We start from the raw sequence: 18346 nt of genomic DNA, 5'->3' as shown, positions 1-18346 counted from the left end.
ATAAAATGAAAAAATTAAATAAATATATATCGGCTTGTTTGTTAGCACTGGCGCTATCAAGTTGCCATAAAGATTTGGATCTCAAGCCCACCAATGATGTGACTGCTGAAGTGGCTTATAAAGATTTTACTGGCTATACACAGGCTTTTGCAAGATTGTATGGTTCACTGACATTAACGAGCACTTCAGGCCCAAATAATACAGATCTGGGTGGTTTGGATGCGGGGACATCCGACTTTTTGCGTCTTTTTTGGAATGCACAGGAGCTGACGACCGACGAAGCCGCCTGCGCCTGGCTGAACGATCCCGGAATCAGCGGTTTGGATTACCTCAATTTTGATGATAGCAATCCTATGCTGCGGGGCCTCTATACACGCTGTGTATATACCGCGACACTGGTAAACGAATTTCTGAGAGAAAGCACCGATGCAAAGCTGAGTGAACGCGGTATCTCGGAAGCCGATAAAGCTGAAATCGCTTACTATCGTGCTGAAGCCCGCTTTATACGCGCTTATAATTATTGGGTATTGCTTGACCTATTTGGCAATCCGCCATTTGTGACGGAGGAAACCGCTGTGGGCAAAGTTGCCCCGCCACAGATCAAAAGGCCTGATCTTTTTGCCTATGTGGAAAAAGAGTTGTTGGCTGTGGCAGATCAGCTTAAAGGAAGTAAAAAGAATGTTTATGGTCGTGTAGACCAGGTTGCGGCTTGGGGACTACTGGCCAGACTATACCTCAATGCCGAAGTCTATCTAGGGACTGGCACTAAAAAATATACAGAGGCGATTACCTATGCCGAAAAAGTATTGAATTCGGGTTATAGTTTAGGAACGAATTATCGGCAGTTGTTTTATGCAGATAATGACCTGAACAATCCTGAATTTATCTTTTATCTACCTTATGATGGTACCAAGACCCAAAGTAAGGGTGGTACAACCTACCTGATCAATGCTGCGATCGACGCAACGATGAATCCGGGCTCCTTTGGTGTACCCGGTGGTGGCTGGGCAGGCAACAGAACCCGCGATAATATTGCTACGATTTTTGGCGACTATTCTGGCGCAACAGATAAACGCGCCATGTTCCATTTAAACGCTAGCGTTAAAATTGAGGACATTGCTGTCTATAAACAGGGCTTGGCTGTCACCAAATTCCGCAATGTCAACAAAGATAATACGGTTCCCGTTGCAGCGGAAGGATTTGTTGCTTCGGTAGATTTCCCATTGATCCGTTTGGCAGAAATGCACTTAATCTATGCAGAAGCTACCCTTCGTGGCGGTACAGGCGGAACAGTTGCTAAGGCACTTGATTATGTAAACAAATTGCGTGTAAGGGCCTATGGTAATACCAGTGGCAATTTAACGAATATCTCCTTGGACGATATCCTTAATGAACGTGTAAAAGAACTGTATTGGGAGGGATTTAGACGTTCGGATCTAATTCGCTACGGTAAATTTACGGGTGACAGTTACCTGTGGCCATTTAAAGGTGGTATGTTGGCAGGTCAGGCGGTACCAAGCTACAGAAATCTATTTCCGATTCCCGCCGCAGATATTATCGCCAATGCGAATCTCGTTCAGAATCCGGGCTACAATTAACCTAATGATGAATCTTTAATCTCGCAGCTCCTATCAGAGCGATGGGAGAACAAATAAATATAAGGGGTTAAAGGTGTTTATTTAAAAAAAATAATAAATAGCTGTTTACAGATGAAAATAATATATTATATAGGATTGGTGCTGCTACTGGCAACTTTCCAAAGGTGTAAAAAAGACGAAACACAGGCTAAATTGAACGCGACAGATGCGGTGAAATCAGCGGCATTGACTTTGGATAAAAATAGTCTGATCCTGTCCAAAAATAACGCAAACGATACGGTATTACATATTGCATTGATACAAGCCGATTTTGGCTATCAGGCAGCAGTGGCCAATGTGCTACAGTTTGGTATCAAGGGGGACAATTTTAAAACAGTGAAGGAAGTCGTAATTCCCGGCGGACGTACTGCAATGGGTTTTACTGGTTATGAACTAAATAGTTATTTGCTTGCTTTGGGCGTTCCGACAGGGGTGACATCGGACTTTGATGTCCGCGTAAAATCCAGCATCAACAGCAAAATCGCTGCGGTATATTCTGCGTTATCCGGGTTAAAAGCCAGTCCCTATGCATCGACAAGCTATTTATATGCTGTCGGAGCCTATCAGGGATGGGTTCCGGAGACAGCAGAATCGCTGATCTCGCCGACAAGTAATGGGATCTATAGCGGGATTATCTTTTTCCCCCAAGCGAATTTAGAGTTTAAGCTTACATCTGAACGCAATTGGGCTAATTCTTATGGTCAGACTGAGGCGGGGAAGATTGTATATAATGGCGGCGGAAATATTAAAGCACCACGTGCAGGAAATCTCGAGCTTGAAATCAATACCACTGCTAATACCATTACATACAAAGATCACAGCTGGGGTGTAATAGGTAGTGCTACACCAAAAGGCTGGGAAGCGGATACCGACATGAAGTATGACAATGCGAATCAGGTCTGGAAACTAACCGTTAATCTCACCGCAGGTGCCCTCAAGTTTCGTAAAAATCACGATTGGGGAACCAATTTTGGCGGTGTAAATGGTAGTCTTATCGCCGGTGGTGCAGATATTATGGTGACTACCGCTGGCAGCTATGCTATTGTCTTCGACCTTAATACAAATACTTATACATTGACCAAGAAATAAATTGTGCATATGCTGAAAAGAAATATAAGATTTACCACAGTATTTGTGGCACTAACTAGCCTCGGATGGAGCCCCCTGATGGGGCAATCCATCCAACGTGTGGAACCGCTGAACTGGTGGACAGGGATGGAGGTACCTACAGTACAGTTGGTTGTCTATGGACCCCACATAGGCAAGAGCGACGTTCAGGTGGATGACAGGGGAATAGAATTGCTCAAAGTAAATCGGGTAGAGAATCCCAATTACCTTTTTCTGGATGTTAAGGTAAAAGCGGCTGCTCAACCCGGTTGGTCTACGTTTACTTTTAGCCTGGGGAAGAAAAAGTTGACCTATCGATACGAGCTCAAGCAAAGGGATCAGCGTATCAAAGCACAGGGAGTGACCAGTAAGGACTTGATTTATCTGATCATGCCAGACCGTTTTGCAAATGGCAATAAGACAAATGATCAAGTAAAAGGCATGTTGGACATGAGCCTGAATCGGGATTCAATGTATCTGCGTCATGGTGGCGATCTGGAAGGTGTAATAGGTAAATTGGATTACTTACAGGATCTTGGTGTGACCTCCGTCTGGTTGACACCGGTATTGACTAATGATATGCCTTTGGCCTCGTATCATGGTTATGCAAATACAGAGACTTATCATATAGATCCACGTTTTGGAAGTAATGATACCTATGTGCAGCTGGGAGAGCAATTACATAAACGTCAGATGAAACTGATCTTTGATGTAGTGCCCAATCATATCGGCAGTTATCATTGGACCGTGAAGGACAAACCGATGGCGGATTGGCTCAATGAGTGGCCGAACTATACTCAGACTACTTACAAGGATCAGACTGTTTTTGATCCCTACGCGTCGGCAGATGACAAAAAGAAGATGGTTAAAGGTTGGTTTGTGCCAACTATGCCAGATATGAATCAGCAAAATACGTATGTACAGAACTATCTGACCCAAAGTCATATCTGGTGGATCGAAACAGCGGCCATTGATGGGTTTCGCATTGATACTTATCCTTACAATGACTTGGATTTTATGGCAAAATGGACCGATCGTATTCAAAAGGAGTATCCCAACTTTACCTTTTTTGGAGAAACTTGGGTACATGGTGTCGCGAACCAAGCCTATTTTCTAGGCGGGAAGCGTGTGGGACAAGATGTCGACTCGAAGCTGATGGGGGTGACGGATTTTCAACTGAATTATGCAATTGGGGATGCGCTTAATCAAAAAAACGAATGGACAGCGGGAGCAAATAAGCTTTATAGCACTTTGGCATCTGACTACCAGTACCCGCAGGCAGATCGAAATGTTCTTTTTTTGGATAACCATGATAAAGACCGTTTTTTCTCGGTCATAGGGGAAAATATACAAAAATATAAATCGGCTATGGCTTGGCTACTGACAACAAGAGGGATTCCGCAGCTGTATTATGGTGCCGAGATCCTCATGAAAAACTTTTCCAATCCCGATGGCCTGTTACGAGAAGATTTTCAAGGTGGCTTTGCTGGCGACAAGGTCGATAAGTTTAAAGTCGGGGGACGGACAGCAGCAGAGCAGGATATGTGGAATTTTGTGCGCAGTCTGGCCAATTACCGTCAAAAAAATACCGTGTTGCAAACGGGGAAAACCATGCAATATGTACCTGAAGATGGAGTTTATGTGTATTTCCGTTACAATGATCAGCAAACTGTGATGGTTGTCATGAATTGCAACGATCAGGAAAAAGAGGTCAAATTGGACCGATTTACTGAAAGAAATACGGGAACGAAAGCTTATGTTGACGTTATTACACAACAAAAAATTACACCCGTTAATCAAAAAATCAAGCTGAGGGCTTACGAGACCAAAGTACTTGACCTAACATTTTAATACAACTTAAGATTTTAAAAGTTCTTTTTTTCAATGATTAATTATAATACTGTAAAGGCCGTAATATTTGATTTGGATGGTGTGTTGGTAGATACGGCAGTCTATCATTTTCAGGCATGGCATAGATTGGCAACGAACTTGGGCTATACTTTTTCGCATGCGGAGAATGAACAGCTGAAAGGTGTGAGCAGAGTAGAATCGCTGGAGCTTATTTTGAAATGGGCCGGATTGGAAAAATCCGGACAGGAAAAAGAGCAGCTGCTGGTTCAGAAGAACCAATGGTATCTGAGCCTGATCGAACAGCTCAATCCAGGGCAGCTGCTTCCCGGTAGCCTCGATCTGCTCAATAAGCTTCGCGAAAAGAATATTTTGATTGGGTTGGGATCGGCCAGCAAAAATGCGTTGAACATACTTCAGAAAACCGGAATTGTGGATTATTTCGATGCTTTGATCGACGGAAATGCTGTTCAGGCATCTAAGCCAGATCCTGAGGTTTTCCTGAAAGGGGCAGAGGCTTTGGCGGTAGCACCTCAATCTTGTCTGGTGCTCGAAGATGCTCAGGCCGGCATCGATGCTGCTAAGGCTGCTAGTATGCAGGTTATCGGTGTTGGAAAAGCCGATAACTTAAAGGGAGCGGATGGCATAGTAGCCGACCTAAGGGCGCTAGTAGACAAATTTTAAATTATAGTAGCAATTAACGTATGAAAACATATATCAAGCATGATCCTTGGCAAATTATAGAAGATGAGTTTAGACCGGATCATAATGAATTTTCGGAAAGTATCTTTTCTATCGGCAATGGCCGTATGGGGCAACGGGCCAATTTTGAAGAACAGTTTAGTGGACAGACTTTACAGGGCTCTTATCTTGCAGGCATTTACTATCCGGATAAAACCCGTGTAGGCTGGTGGAAAAATGGTTATCCTGAATATTTTGCTAAAGTAATCAACTCTTTCAACTGGATCGGACTGACGATATCGGTCAACGGCCAGCCATTAGATCTGGCGAAAGTTAAGGTGAATTCATTTGAACGCCGGTTGGATATGAAACGGGGTATTTTGCACCGCAGTTTTGTTGCTGTGATGCCTGATGGAGCGGAGGTAAAGGTGGAGGCCAGTCGCATGTATCATCTTTTTGCGCCCGAAACAGCTTCTTTGCAATATAACCTACAAGCGCTGTCGACCGCTATGGAATTGCAGGTGATTTCTTTTCTGGATGCCGATGTCGCGAATAGAGATAGTAATTACGACGAAAAATTCTGGGAACCATTGGCTCAGGGACAGCAGGGTACAAGTGTATTTATGTCTGCACAGACCAAAAAGACCGGATTTGTAGCCTGTGCTGCATTGGAAACCTATGTCGTAGGGCCAGAAAACCAGATTAAGGCGGAGAGCCTCATTTCAACGACTGGTTATATGGCTGAGAAATATATCACGAGTCTAGTCCAGTCACAGGTACTTTGTATCGAGAAAAGAGTGGCAATTGTCACCTCTGAAAACCATGCTGTCGACCAGTTAAAGGAAGGGGCTACGACTTGTTTAGCTCAATTAGGGGAAGATAGTTTTGCGCAGCTTAAGGCAAAACAGGCTGCCGCATGGCAGGTAATTTGGGCAGAAAGCGATATTGAGATTTTTGGTGATGTTGCCGCCCAACAGGCCATTCGCTACAATATTTTCCAGCTGAATCAAACCTATACCGGTGCAGATGCACGGCTTAATATCGGCCCAAAAGGTTTTACGGGCGAGAAATACGGCGGTGTTACCTACTGGGATACCGAAGCGTATTGTATCCCATTTTATTTGGCTACGCAATCACCGGAGATTGCTCGTAATTTATTGTTGTACCGCTACCAGCAGCTGGATAAGGCCATCGAAAATGCCGAAAAGCTAGGCTTTAATAAGGGAGCAGCACTCTTTCCCATGGTAACTATCAATGGTGAGGAATGCCACAACGAATGGGAAATAACTTTTGAGGAAATACATCGCAATGGAGCGATCGCATTTGCGATCTATAATTACGTACGCTACACCGGAGATGCGGATTATATCTGGTCTCATGGTTTGGACGTATTGATTGCGATCAGTAGATTTTGGGCACAACGGGTCAATTGGAGTTCGGAAAAAAAACAATATGTCATGCTGGGTGTCACCGGACCGAATGAATACGAAAATAATGTCAATAACAACTGGTATACCAATAGAATTGCTTCCTGGTGTTTGGAATATACACTAAACTGTTTACAACAATGTAGAACAGCGGCTCCGGAGATTTATGCAACAGTGGTGGAAAGATTGGATATAACGCAAGATGAAAGGGCAGGTTGGCGGCATATCATCGACAAATTGTATTATCCTTATGATGAAAAAAGGGCGATTTATTTGCAACAGGACGGTTTTTTGGATAAAGAACTGATTGCGGTAGCGGACTTGGATCCTTCACAGCGTCCCATCAATCAAAAATGGAGCTGGGATCGCATCTTGCGGTCCTGTTATATCAAGCAGGCAGATGTGCTACAGGGCTTTTATTTTCTGGAGGAGCACTTTGACGATGATACGCTGCGACGCCATTTTGAATTTTATGAACCACTTACTGTGCATGAGAGTTCGCTTTCTCCTTGTGTACATGCAATATTGGCGGCCAAACTTGATAAAGCCGACAAAGCCTATGAGTTCTATTTGCGAACCTCACGTCTGGATCTGGATGATTATAATAATGATACAGAGGATGGATTGCATATTACCTCAATGGCCGGTACATGGATGACAATTGTTGAAGGATTTGCAGGTATGCGTATAAAAGATGGACAGCTGTATTTAAATCCAATGCTGCCCTCTGAATGGAAAGGATATAAGTTTCGTGTACTGTTTCGTGGGGCAAGCCTGTTGATCACGGTTTCCAACGAGTCTTACCTGATCGAAAACCAAAGCGATTTAACAGTCAATATTTTGACAGCAGTGGATGCATTTACTTTGGCTGCAAATAGTACGAGAGAGGTACTGCAGGTCAAGTAATGCAGTTTTTTTAGCTTGGCAAAGATGACACTCGCGCTTGGCTAAGATGGAACTGAAAATGGTAATTAAATTGTATTTTGTTTTAAATTTTGATAGCCTACTATGGGGAATAAACCTGAACTAAGTATAAGCCAGGTCATTAACATGAGTTTTGGGTTTTTAGGTATACAGATGGGCTTTGCCTTACAGAATGGCAATGCCTCACGTATTTTGCAATCCTTTGGCGCTGATGTGGAACATCTATCGTTATTTTGGTTAGCGGCGCCGATCACCGGCATGATTGTTCAGCCGATCATTGGTCACTATAGCGACCGTACATGGACAGCGCTTGGACGCCGTCGACCTTATATTTTGGTGGGAGCGTTGCTGACAACATTGACACTTTTTCTGATGCCGAATGCAGCGATGTTTACGCTGTTGTTACCACCGCTATGGATTGGAGCTGGCTTACTGATGTTTATGGATGCGTCGATTAATGTGACGATGGAGCCTTTTCGGGCTTTAATTGGAGACAACTTGCCCAGTAGTCAACGTAGTCTTGGCTTTTCTATACAAACCTTCCTTATCGGCGTGGGGGCAGTAGTTGGTTCGCTAATGCCTTATGTTTTTACCAAGTACTTCGGCTTTTCTGGAACAACAGCGGCTGGTCCTATACCTGAAAATGTGATTTATTCTTTCTATGCCGGTGGACTTGTGCTCTTGTGTACGGTGTTGTGGTCTGTTCTAAAAACAAAAGAATATAGCCCCAAAGAACTACAGTCTTTCACTGAAAATATTGATCAGGTTCAAGAAAACAGTACGGCTTTTGGGCTACGGACAATTTTGCGGGACATCAAAGCAATGCCGCAGGTTATGAAGAAATTGGGTTGGGTTCAGTTTTTTTCCTGGTTTGCGTTATTCATGATGTGGGTATACAGCACGCCAGCTATCGCTGAATCAGTATTCTATTTAAAAGAAGGGGATCGTACGGATCTCTATATGGAAGCCGCTAATTGGGTGGGTGTACTGTTTGGGATTTATAATGGGGTTTCGGCAATTTATGCCTTATTTATTCCGAAGATCGCCAGGCGCTATGGACGCAGCAGAACACATGCTTTTGGTCTTATGGTCGGTGGACTTTCATTGATATCACTTTTTCTGATCAAGGATGCCAATATGCTCATTTTGCCTATGATTGGGATTGGAATTGCTTGGGGAAGTATTTTAGCGATGCCCTATGCCATTTTAAGCGACCATTTGCCGGTATCCAAAATGGGCGTGTATATGGGGCTTTTTAATTTTTTTATAACTTTACCACAGATCGTATGTGGTTTTTTTGGTGGTATGATTATAAAATATTTCTTTCATAGCCAGTCGATTTATGGCTTGTTACTTGCTGGGGTATTTATGTTTTTAGCTGCTTTTTTTGTTCCAAAAAGTAAGCAGTAAATAAAGATGAAGGATAGAAACGTTCGCAACCAAGAACGTTTCTATTTTTTGTTTACCCTCACTTGGTTTTCAATTTTCTTATAAAAATAAGTACTGCGGGTAAAAATGTAGTTCCTTTTATTGTTTACTGTGTTCGACTATATACGTACTAGGTGGCATCCCATAATGTTTATGAAAATCTCTGGAAAAATTTGACTGTACGGTGTAGCCTACCATCGTGGAGATCTGTGTAATATTATATTCTTTCTGGGTAAGCAATTCGGCTGCCTTCTTTAAACGTGATATGTTGATTAGTTCATTAGGTGTCAGGTCCGAGAGCCCTTTGATTTTGCGATATAAAGTCGGACGACTCATATTCATTAACTTGGCAAGTTCTTCGACATTTAGATCGATATCTGAGATATTGTCATAAATTATGGTATTGAGCAAACTTATAAAGTCTTTATCTGGCGCGGAAACATTAATTTCGGCTAAATGTGTACTTGGAGAGTTGGTAAAATAATTTTTAATTATTTTTCGATTGTTTAAAATGTTACGTAGCTGTACCATTAAAAATTCCATGGAAAAAGGCTTTTCAATATAAGCATCTGCCCCGATCTTCAGCCCTTGAATTTTAGCATCCAGTGCGTTTTTTGCCGTCAGGAATATCACTGGAATATGGCTGTAGAGAATATCTGTCTTAATGCGCTTACATAATGCAATGCCATCCATTATAGGCATCATGATATCTGTCAGAACAAGCTGTACATTGTCGCGGTCCAATATCTCAAGAGCTTCAGCTCCATTGTTAGCTCTTAGAATGGTATAGTTTATTTTGAGTTCCTTGTTGAGATAGGCAAGTATTTCCTTATTGTCTTCGACGATAAGAATCACCGGTTTTTCAGTAGTTTCCTCCTCCTTGGCATACATTCCGCGTTCTTCAGTATTGTAATTCTCTTGGAGAAAAGGTTTGATATCGAGCGACTGCTCCTGGAAGATAGGAAGTGAAAGCAGAAAAATATTTCTTTGTTCTTCGGTATAAACTAGCGATAAGGAACCCTGATGAAGCTCCACAAGTGAGCGGGAGAGTGGAAGACCAATGCCAGTACCAGTATCTTTATCAGATTCATTCAGGCGATAAAATGGTTCAAATATCTTTTCTCTTTTGTCAAAAGGGATGATTTCGCCATCGTTTCGAAATTCTATATTAAACATGATATCATCACTGTTGAATGGAAGCAGCTTGATATGAACATGATTGTCGGCGTATTTTATGCCATTATGAATTAAATTTGTGAGAATTTTGCGCAGAGCCTCTTCATCTACAAAGGCTGTTAGTGTAATACGGGGCAAAGAAAGATCATAATGCAGCAGTTTTTCTTTTGCCAGGGAGTTCAAATCATTGAATACATCGGACAACAAACTGTTAATATCCGTTTTAGTGAAAATAAGGCTCATATTATTTGTTTCTGCTTTTCTGAAATCTAAAAGTTGATTGGTGAGACGGATAAGTCTACTTGTATTTTTCTCCATGAGAGCAAGATCGCTTGCTGTTTCGCTATCCGTGAATTGTCGTGTGCGGATTATTTTCTCGAGTGGCATTTTTATCAAAGTCAGCGGCGTACGGATCTCATGGGCGAGGTTGGTGAAAAATTCAAGCTTAAGATTATATACTTCTTGTTCTTTTTTGCGTTCATAGTTATCCATTTTCTGGGCATTATTTGCCTTAATAAGCAGGAAGTAATATCTTAAAATCAATAAAACAATCGTGCTAACAGCGAAGAAATAAGCAAAGTAGGCCCATGAAGACAACCACCAGGGAGGCGATACCACAATACGTAGTTCTTTTTCAGTTGGATTCCATATTCCATTATTGTTAGCTCCTTTAAATCTAAAGGTATAGGTTCCAGGAGGAAGTTTATTGTAATATATTTTTTGGTTGCCTGTAATATCCGTCCAGCCCTTATCATAACCCTCCATGATATAACGATAGGCATTGCTTTTTGGGGAAACAAAGCTCAAGGCTGCGATATTAAAACTGATATTGGAACTGTTATAGGACAGTTGAATCTCTTTTGATAGCGAGATGGATTGTTTCAGTATGCCATTTTCACGAACTGGTATGCTCTCGTTGTTGATCTGAATGTCGCTAATGAAAATAGGCGGAATAAAGCTATTCTTAATGGATTTTGTCGGGTTAAAGCTTACCATTCCCTTTATGGTTCCAAAATATAATGTACCATCCTTATCTTTAAATGCTGAATTATAGTTAAACTGATCCGCAGGAAGCCCGTCTCTCGATGTATAGATGACCATATGGGGGAGATTTCCGTCCAGTCTGACCAGTCCACCACCTGTTGATATCCATATACTGTTATTATCGTCTTCCAATACTTTAAATACTTGATTGGAAGGTAAACCCGATTCGGTCAGATAGTTGGTGAAATGTCCATCACGACGGTATTTTGAGAGACCGCTTTCCGTACAAAACCACAGATTTTTTTTACTGTCTTCAAATAAGCCATTGACGTAATTATTGACGAGTGTATTCCGTTTACCTTGTTCAGAGCTTAAATGTTGTATCTCGCCCGTGCCACGATTATACTGGTAGACTCCACTGCCATAAGTGTTGACCCAAAGTATACCATATTCGTCTTCGTAAATCCCTTGTATCCAGGCTTTAATGGGGAGGAGGTCAAAACTGTCACTGTGTTTATTGTAGCCATATAATGCGCGGTCTGTCCCTACAAACATGCTGTTGTCTCTGGACTTAAAGATGCAAACGGCGAAGCTGCTTTGTAGCGGGCCACTACCGATGCGGTCATAGTGCTTTTTTAATTTTCCGGTCTTTACGTTGAGTATATCCAGTCCATGTGTTGTGGAGCCTACCCAGAGTTCATCGCCTATTGTTGCCAAACCATGGACATTGTTATGTGCAATACTTCCCTTTTTTCCATTGGCAACAAAATGCTGAATCTGTTGTGTTTGCCCATCTATTTTGTTTAGACCACCATCTTCTGTGCCTATCCAGAAATTTCCATAGCTATCTTTTTTTATATCATGTACGATATTCCCTGATAAAGCAGATTTTCCAAATCCATATAAGTACTTTTTGAAATTGTCGAATTGGTTGCTGTATTGGTTAAAACCGCCGAAAAATGTTCCAAACCAGATGTTATCTTCACTGTCCCGATAGAAATTCAAAACAGCATTGTCCGATATGGCAAATGGATTGAGCAGATCTTTTTTGATGTGTTGGCTCTGACCTGTATGAATGTTATAGGTATATATTCCTGTCTCTGTTCCGATCCAGTATACCGACTCTGTCTGTTGGATAATGCAATTTGCCTGGATGACTTTTTTTGGGTAATGGTTTGCAAATAAGTTTTTTAATGTTCCGTTTTTAAAATCAAACAGGTAGGCTGAATTGATGGTACCGACCATGAGCAGGGAGTCGTTGATGGCGTAGACGGTCTTTGTGTTGGCCAGTGCTTTCCGATTTATTTTTTTGAGTGCAATTTGAACAAACTTACCTTCGTTGACCTGATACCGTTCTATCGTACTGTTAATATCTGTGGTCCACAGCCCGCCTTTTTTGCTACTGGTAATGGCCACTAGGGTATTTTTGTTTTGATCAAAAGGAACGATCTCTGTCGTGTAAGGATTATAACGATAGAGTTTTCCCGTGGAAAGCAACCAGATAAAACCGGCATATTCATGTATGGCATTTACCTCTCCAATCGGTATTCTATCGAAGGGCTGGAAGTTTTCTTTCACCGGATTGTAACAATAGGTCCCCCGTGTCGTTCCCACCCATAGTATACCTTTGCTATCGGTCAGGATACTTAAAATAGACGAACTCCCGATGCTTGTAGGATCTGAAGCATTGTGCCTAAATATCTTAAATTGATTGCCATCAAAACGATTAAGACCATTTCTTGTCCCTAGCCAAAGAAAGCCCTGGGTATCTTGTGTAATACACTTAACAGAACTATTGGAAAGACCATCGTGGGGTTGATAATTTTTAAAATAGAACGATTGCGCCTGTAGGTTAGTCCATACAAGTAGGAGATAGAGGATAAGTATAAGGGTTATTACGCGCAAAATTGATAATGTATCTCTAAAAATAGTCAATAAAAAAGAAAAAAAAGAGTTTTGCTGATACACTGTGATATAAAATTGAGACGCTATGATTGGGGTTGCAATAAAGATTTTCTCATTTTTATGGAACGATAATAACCAAATATAAACGTATGTCTTGCCCTAAAATTATGACAGTGAAAACCTGTAATCTTATTTTTCAGCGAGTTTCTTCTCAATGTTTAGCGTTGACGATGCTATATTTCAATGTCTTAACTTTTTGCATTGTTTCTAATTTGGTTTCTCTCGAAGTATGTTGTTTTAAGAAGGTCAGTTGTCGCTATTTGACGGGTGCCTAATGAAGCACGACTATTTTTGATTGCGATAGATTTTGAAATCACTTAACATTATTTGAACAGGACAAAGTTCAAGATAATATAATCAATTAAACCACCAATTTAGAAGCGTATGAAAAACAAACTACTTGCGCAATGTGTAATGATGCCAGCATTACTGCTTACAACCTTTATTGCGGTAGCCCAGACCAGGGTGCTGAAAGGAAAGGTCGTGGATGAAACCCAAAGTCCCTTGACTGGTGCTACCATTAAAGTAAAAGGGAGTACTACAGCAACAACCACCGATGCTGACGGTGGATTTTCAATAAATATCAGTAATGATGCGAAATCACTTGAGGTATCTTATATTGGCTACGCAACCAAGGAAGTGCCAATTGCAGGCAACGATATGACCATTGCACTTGAACCGGGCTCCAATCAGGGGTTGGATGAAGTGGTTGTCATTGGTTATGGTACTGCTCGCAAAAGAGATCTGACGGGATCTATGGTAACAATTGGTGCCAAGAATTTTAATAAAGGTATAATGACGAGCCCTGATCAATTGATCCAGGGAAAAACTCCTGGTGTAATGGTTATTAACAACACGGGGCAGCCTGGTGGATCAACCACAGTACGTATCCGTGGTAACTCGTCGATCCGGGCGAGCAATAATCCGCTATTTGTACTTGATGGAGTGCCAATGTCAGGTAATTCACCATTACCCGAGGGCAGAGGGGGATTTTCCTCGGATAGAGGGAACCCATTGACCTATCTGAATCCAGGTGATATTGCAAGCATGGATATCTTGAAAGATGCTTCCGCTACAGCAATCTATGGGTCACGTGGAGCAAATGGAGTTGTTATCATCACAACGAAAAAAGGAAAAGTCGGACCGCCGGAAATTTCTGTCGGTGCATCAGCGGGGGTATCTACGATGCGTGAATATCCAGATGTGCTAAATGCGTCGCGATTTAGGGAAGCATTGAATTATTATACGCCTTCTGAAGTAGCAAATTCTGACTTTGGCGGTAATGAAGATGCTTTTAAAGCAATTACAAGAAAAGCAATTACTCAAAATTACTATGCAGATGTAGCCGGGGGTACTGAGCACGGGAAATATCGCTTATCTGGTGGATATTTAAACCAAAATGGTATTATCCGTGGATCCCAATTGAAGAAATATACAGCAAATTTTAGCGGTAACTTTCGTTTTTTGGAAAACAAAAGATTAGGACTTGACTTCGCTGTGTTTTTAACTCAAATGGATAACAAATATGCGCCAATCAATGCAACCGTGGGGTCAGAAGGAAATGTAATCTCCCAGGCGCTACAATGGAATCCAACAAGACCATTGCGCGATGATAAAGGCAATTTAACCTTTGTTAGTTCAACCACGCGTAATCCATTGACCAGTATTGAAGCGTTCAAGGACGTTGCAACGACAAACACCATGGTGGTCAATTTGGCACCTTACTATAAAATTACGGATGATTTAGAATACCGATTTATCTATAGTGCCATGCGACAAACCGGTAACCGTGAAGGTATGTATAGAGCCGGACTAATTGATCCATCGGCAGTGAATAATGAGCAAGCATTTATCTCTAATAATGGCGAGACAAATTTGCAGATGACACATATGCTTTCTTACAACAAACAAATCAACGACGACTGGAGTGTAAACGCTGTTGCTGGTTATGAGTATTTGGATTATAACTACAACAACAACATTTCATTCGGTGGCGGATTTAAGTATATGGGATTAGATTACTTTGATTATTTGCAATACTCGACAGTTTCAACCCGAGAAATAGCTTCTTACAGAAGTCCGACAAATCAATTGCAGTCATTTTTCTTACGTGGTGGATTTAATTATTTGGATCGCTATTTATTTACAGCGACAGCGCGAAGAGATGGGTCAACTAAATTTGGTGCTAACAACAAATATGCAATGTTCCCATCCCTTGCGATCGCTTGGAATGTGGCGCAGGAAGAGTTTTTGAAATCCAGCGGAATTTTTGATCAGTTGAAAGTTAGAATAGGATGGGGAAAAACAGGGAATCAAGAATTTCCTTCAGGTGCCTCCTTGAATAGATTTACGTTCGGCAATCAAAGTGTAGGTAGAGCCAACTTTCAAAATAGAGACCTAAAATGGGAAACCTCCACAACACTCAATGCTGGTATTGATTTCTCTGTATTAAAAGGACGTTTGTACGGTTCAATAGACTATTTCAATAAGAAAACTACGGATGCTTTATTTGAACAGACATTAGCACAGGATGGCCCTGCTGGGCGTATCTGGGTAAATTTGGATGGTGAAATTGTCAATAAAGGGGTAGAGATTGCATTGACTGGTACAATTGTGAAAAATGATAACTGGACTTGGGATTTGACCGGTAATGCTACATTCCTAAAAAATAGTGTGAGCGGTTTGGTTGGTTATTATGAAACTGGTGCATTGAGAGGACAAGGTTTCTCAGGTGTATTGGGACAGCGCATGGTCAATGGTCAACCATTAAATGTATGGTATTTGGCCGATTATCAAGGTATTGATCCGCAGACAGGGACAAGTATGTATCGTGGTCATGACGGAAGCATCAATACAACGAATGATCCCGCAAGTAACAAATTCTACATGAATAGTCCTAATCCTACTACTTTGCTAGGTATTTCGACCAATGTTAGCTATAAGCAATTTTCTTTGGCGGCCAATATGAATGGTGCACTTGGGCATTACCTATTCAATAACACTGCCGCGACAACTTTAGGCATCAGTAATTTGTCTTCCCGTAATATTGGCTCAGCTTTCTTTGATACATCTGTTAAAGAATCCACATCGAATTCAGCGTCAGCTTCAACACGTTATCTGGAAAAAGGAGATTATTTAAAAATGGCTAATTTGACATTGAGCTATAAGGTGGGCAATGTAGGGAAAACACTTAAAAATTTAAATGTTTCCCTCACCGGACAAAACCTCTTTATCATAACTAAATATACAGGCTTCGATCCGGAGGTTAACACCGACGGTTCCAGTAATGGTATCCCATCATTGGGTATTGAGTATTTGCCTTATCCTCCAGCCAGAAATATTCTATTGGGGGTGAACTTCTCACTATAAGTATATTGTTAAATGTCATTGGATAACAAAAATATAAGACAGATGAAATTAAGAACTTTATTATATATCGGAATAATCGGTTCAGTTGTTACAAGTACGTTCTCTTGTACAAAACTGAAGGAAGAATTTAGAGGCGAACTGGAGGAGGGGACATCGGCTATAGATCCGGGGGCGCTCTTAGTGACTGCTTATAATTCTTTGAATACGCCTTATCAGCAGGAGCAGCGTTGGGTGATGCAGGAAATATCAACGGATGCGGCGATGGCCCCTACGCGTGGTGGCGATTGGGATGATAACGGAATGCACCGGGCAATTCATCTTCATACCTGGAATGCAGATAATGGTTATATGAATAATACCTTTGTCAGTTTAGGTACTGCAGTTTACAACGCCGGTGTTGTCGTACGTAGCAATCCAAATGCACAGCAGGCCGCAGAAGCAAGATTTATCCGCGCTTTGGCCATGTTTGATCTCTTGGATCTCTATGGAGTAGTGCCTTTACGACAGGGCCCCTCATTAGAAGATTTTAAAATAGCGCCAGATGTATTACAGCCGCAGGCAGCCATTGATTTTATGGTAAAAGAACTCAACGAGATCTTAAATAGTTTGCCCGCAAATGGGCCGAGGGCAGCTTATGTAGCGAATAGGAATGCCGCAAGAACATTATTGATGAAAATCTACTTGAATAAGGGCGCATTTTTAACTAGGCAAACACCAACTTTTGCGGCAGAGGACATGAATAAAGTGGTTACTTTAGCAAAAGAAATCACCGCAAGTGGAGCGTATACTGTATCTGCAAAAGGAAAGTATTTTGATAATTTTGCCCCGGATAATGACGAAAAATCAACCGAGAATATCTATACTTTATTCAATAAAAATGGAGAACGAGGCGGTAACGTGGATCGCACCTGGAATACAGTTGCCCATTATAATCTGAATCCAGGGGGATGGAATGGCTGGTGTACACTCTCGGATTACTATGATAAATTTGGGGCGGCAGATGAGCGTAGAGGTATTTACTATGACTATCCAGCAGATACTACCTCAAATAGAACCAAGAAATTCCAACGTCAGAATGTAGGCTTTTTTGCCGGACAGCAATATAATTGGAGTACCAATAAGCCACTAATGGCTCGGAACCCTTCGACAGCACCGTTATCATTCACACGTGAAGTAACAATCAGGACTTCCGGGGCTACATTGGAAACCGCAGGTATCCGCCCAATGAAGTATGCATTTGACTATGCGGTGACTGGACAACGGAATAACGATTGGGTTGTGTTTCGTTACTCTGATGTGCTATTAATGCAAGCAGAGGCTGTATTGAGAGGCGGGACAGGTTCTGCTTCAGAAGCTCTGGATTTAGTCAATAAAATTCGTACCAATCGTGGCGTTACGAACTTCACGTCCTTGACGCTCGACAACCTATTAGATGAGCGTGCTCGTGAATTGTATTGGGAAGGTTGGCGGAGACAAGATCTGATCCGATTCGGTAAATACTTATTAGCATGGCAAGAAAAGGCGGCGGATCCAGATCCAAAAACCTTGATTTATCCAATTCCTAGCCAACAACTTGCGGTAAACCCGAACCTGAAACAAAATCCAGGTTATTAATATGCAAAAGCTACAGTTGCTCCCTAGGAGGAGGCCTGTAGATTGCTAATTTTTTATTAAAGGTATTTAAACTATCGCGATTACTGTGGTAGTTTAAATATTTTTTTGTTTGGGCAAATTAGCGATTTTCTGAGGCTGCGAGCTGTATATCTCTCAAAATTCCCTGATATTACCTATTGAACCTGA

At 41.6% G+C, this 18346-nt stretch carries 9 protein-coding genes; 8 read left to right on the top strand and 1 reads right to left on the bottom strand.

The annotated features are described in order from the left end of the window. The first annotated feature begins 5 nt into the window (after positions 1 to 5). The 6 genes from AC07UV_RS11690 to AC07UV_RS11665 all read left to right on the top strand — a co-directional run bounded on the left by AC07UV_RS11690 (position 6) and on the right by AC07UV_RS11665 (position 9034). Positions 6 to 1598: a RagB/SusD family nutrient uptake outer membrane protein gene (locus AC07UV_RS11690; RefSeq protein WP_495183866.1), complete on the top strand. Its 1593-nt coding sequence runs from the start codon at positions 6 to 8 to the stop codon at positions 1596 to 1598. Between the two features lie 111 nt (positions 1599 to 1709). Continuing rightward, positions 1710 to 2726: a SusE domain-containing protein gene (locus AC07UV_RS11685; protein WP_282253229.1), complete on the top strand. Its 1017-nt coding sequence runs from the start codon at positions 1710 to 1712 to the stop codon at positions 2724 to 2726. A gap of 9 nt (positions 2727 to 2735) precedes the next feature. Further along, positions 2736 to 4595 (top strand): glycoside hydrolase family 13 protein, encoded by a 1860-nt coding sequence (locus tag AC07UV_RS11680; RefSeq protein WP_495183865.1) that lies wholly within the window; start codon positions 2736 to 2738, stop codon positions 4593 to 4595. A gap of 33 nt (positions 4596 to 4628) precedes the next feature. Continuing rightward, on the top strand, positions 4629 to 5276 hold the full coding sequence (gene pgmB / locus AC07UV_RS11675; protein WP_495183864.1) for a beta-phosphoglucomutase: 648 nt from the start codon (positions 4629 to 4631) through the stop codon (positions 5274 to 5276). A 20-nt stretch (positions 5277 to 5296) separates the two neighbouring features. Then, positions 5297 to 7606, top strand: coding sequence for a family 65 glycosyl hydrolase domain-containing protein (locus AC07UV_RS11670; RefSeq protein WP_495183863.1), 2310 nt, complete (start codon positions 5297 to 5299; stop codon positions 7604 to 7606). Positions 7607 to 7708: 102 nt separating this feature from the next. Beyond that, complete coding sequence (locus AC07UV_RS11665; protein ID WP_495183862.1) at positions 7709 to 9034, top strand: MFS transporter; 1326 nt, start codon at positions 7709 to 7711, stop codon at positions 9032 to 9034. Positions 9035 to 9151: 117 nt separating this feature from the next. On the opposite strand, the gene AC07UV_RS11660 is transcribed toward AC07UV_RS11665, so the two are convergent. Continuing rightward, positions 9152 to 13117, bottom strand: coding sequence for a hybrid sensor histidine kinase/response regulator transcription factor (locus tag AC07UV_RS11660; protein ID WP_495183861.1), 3966 nt, complete (start codon positions 13115 to 13117; stop codon positions 9152 to 9154). Between the two features lie 444 nt (positions 13118 to 13561). On the opposite strand from AC07UV_RS11660, the gene AC07UV_RS11655 reads away from it, so the two are divergent. Beyond that, complete coding sequence (locus tag AC07UV_RS11655; protein ID WP_282253235.1) at positions 13562 to 16546, top strand: SusC/RagA family TonB-linked outer membrane protein; 2985 nt, start codon at positions 13562 to 13564, stop codon at positions 16544 to 16546. Positions 16547 to 16588: 42 nt separating this feature from the next. Further along, the gene (locus tag AC07UV_RS11650) at positions 16589 to 18160 is read left to right on the top strand and encodes a RagB/SusD family nutrient uptake outer membrane protein (RefSeq protein ID WP_282253236.1); all 1572 of its coding nucleotides are present in this window, start codon (positions 16589 to 16591) and stop codon (positions 18158 to 18160) included. Positions 18161 to 18346: the final 186 nt, after the last annotated feature.

The sequence above is a fragment of the Sphingobacterium sp. GW821-FHT03E03 genome, assembly GCF_059420745.1.
This window is presented reverse-complemented; position numbering and strand designations above follow the sequence as displayed.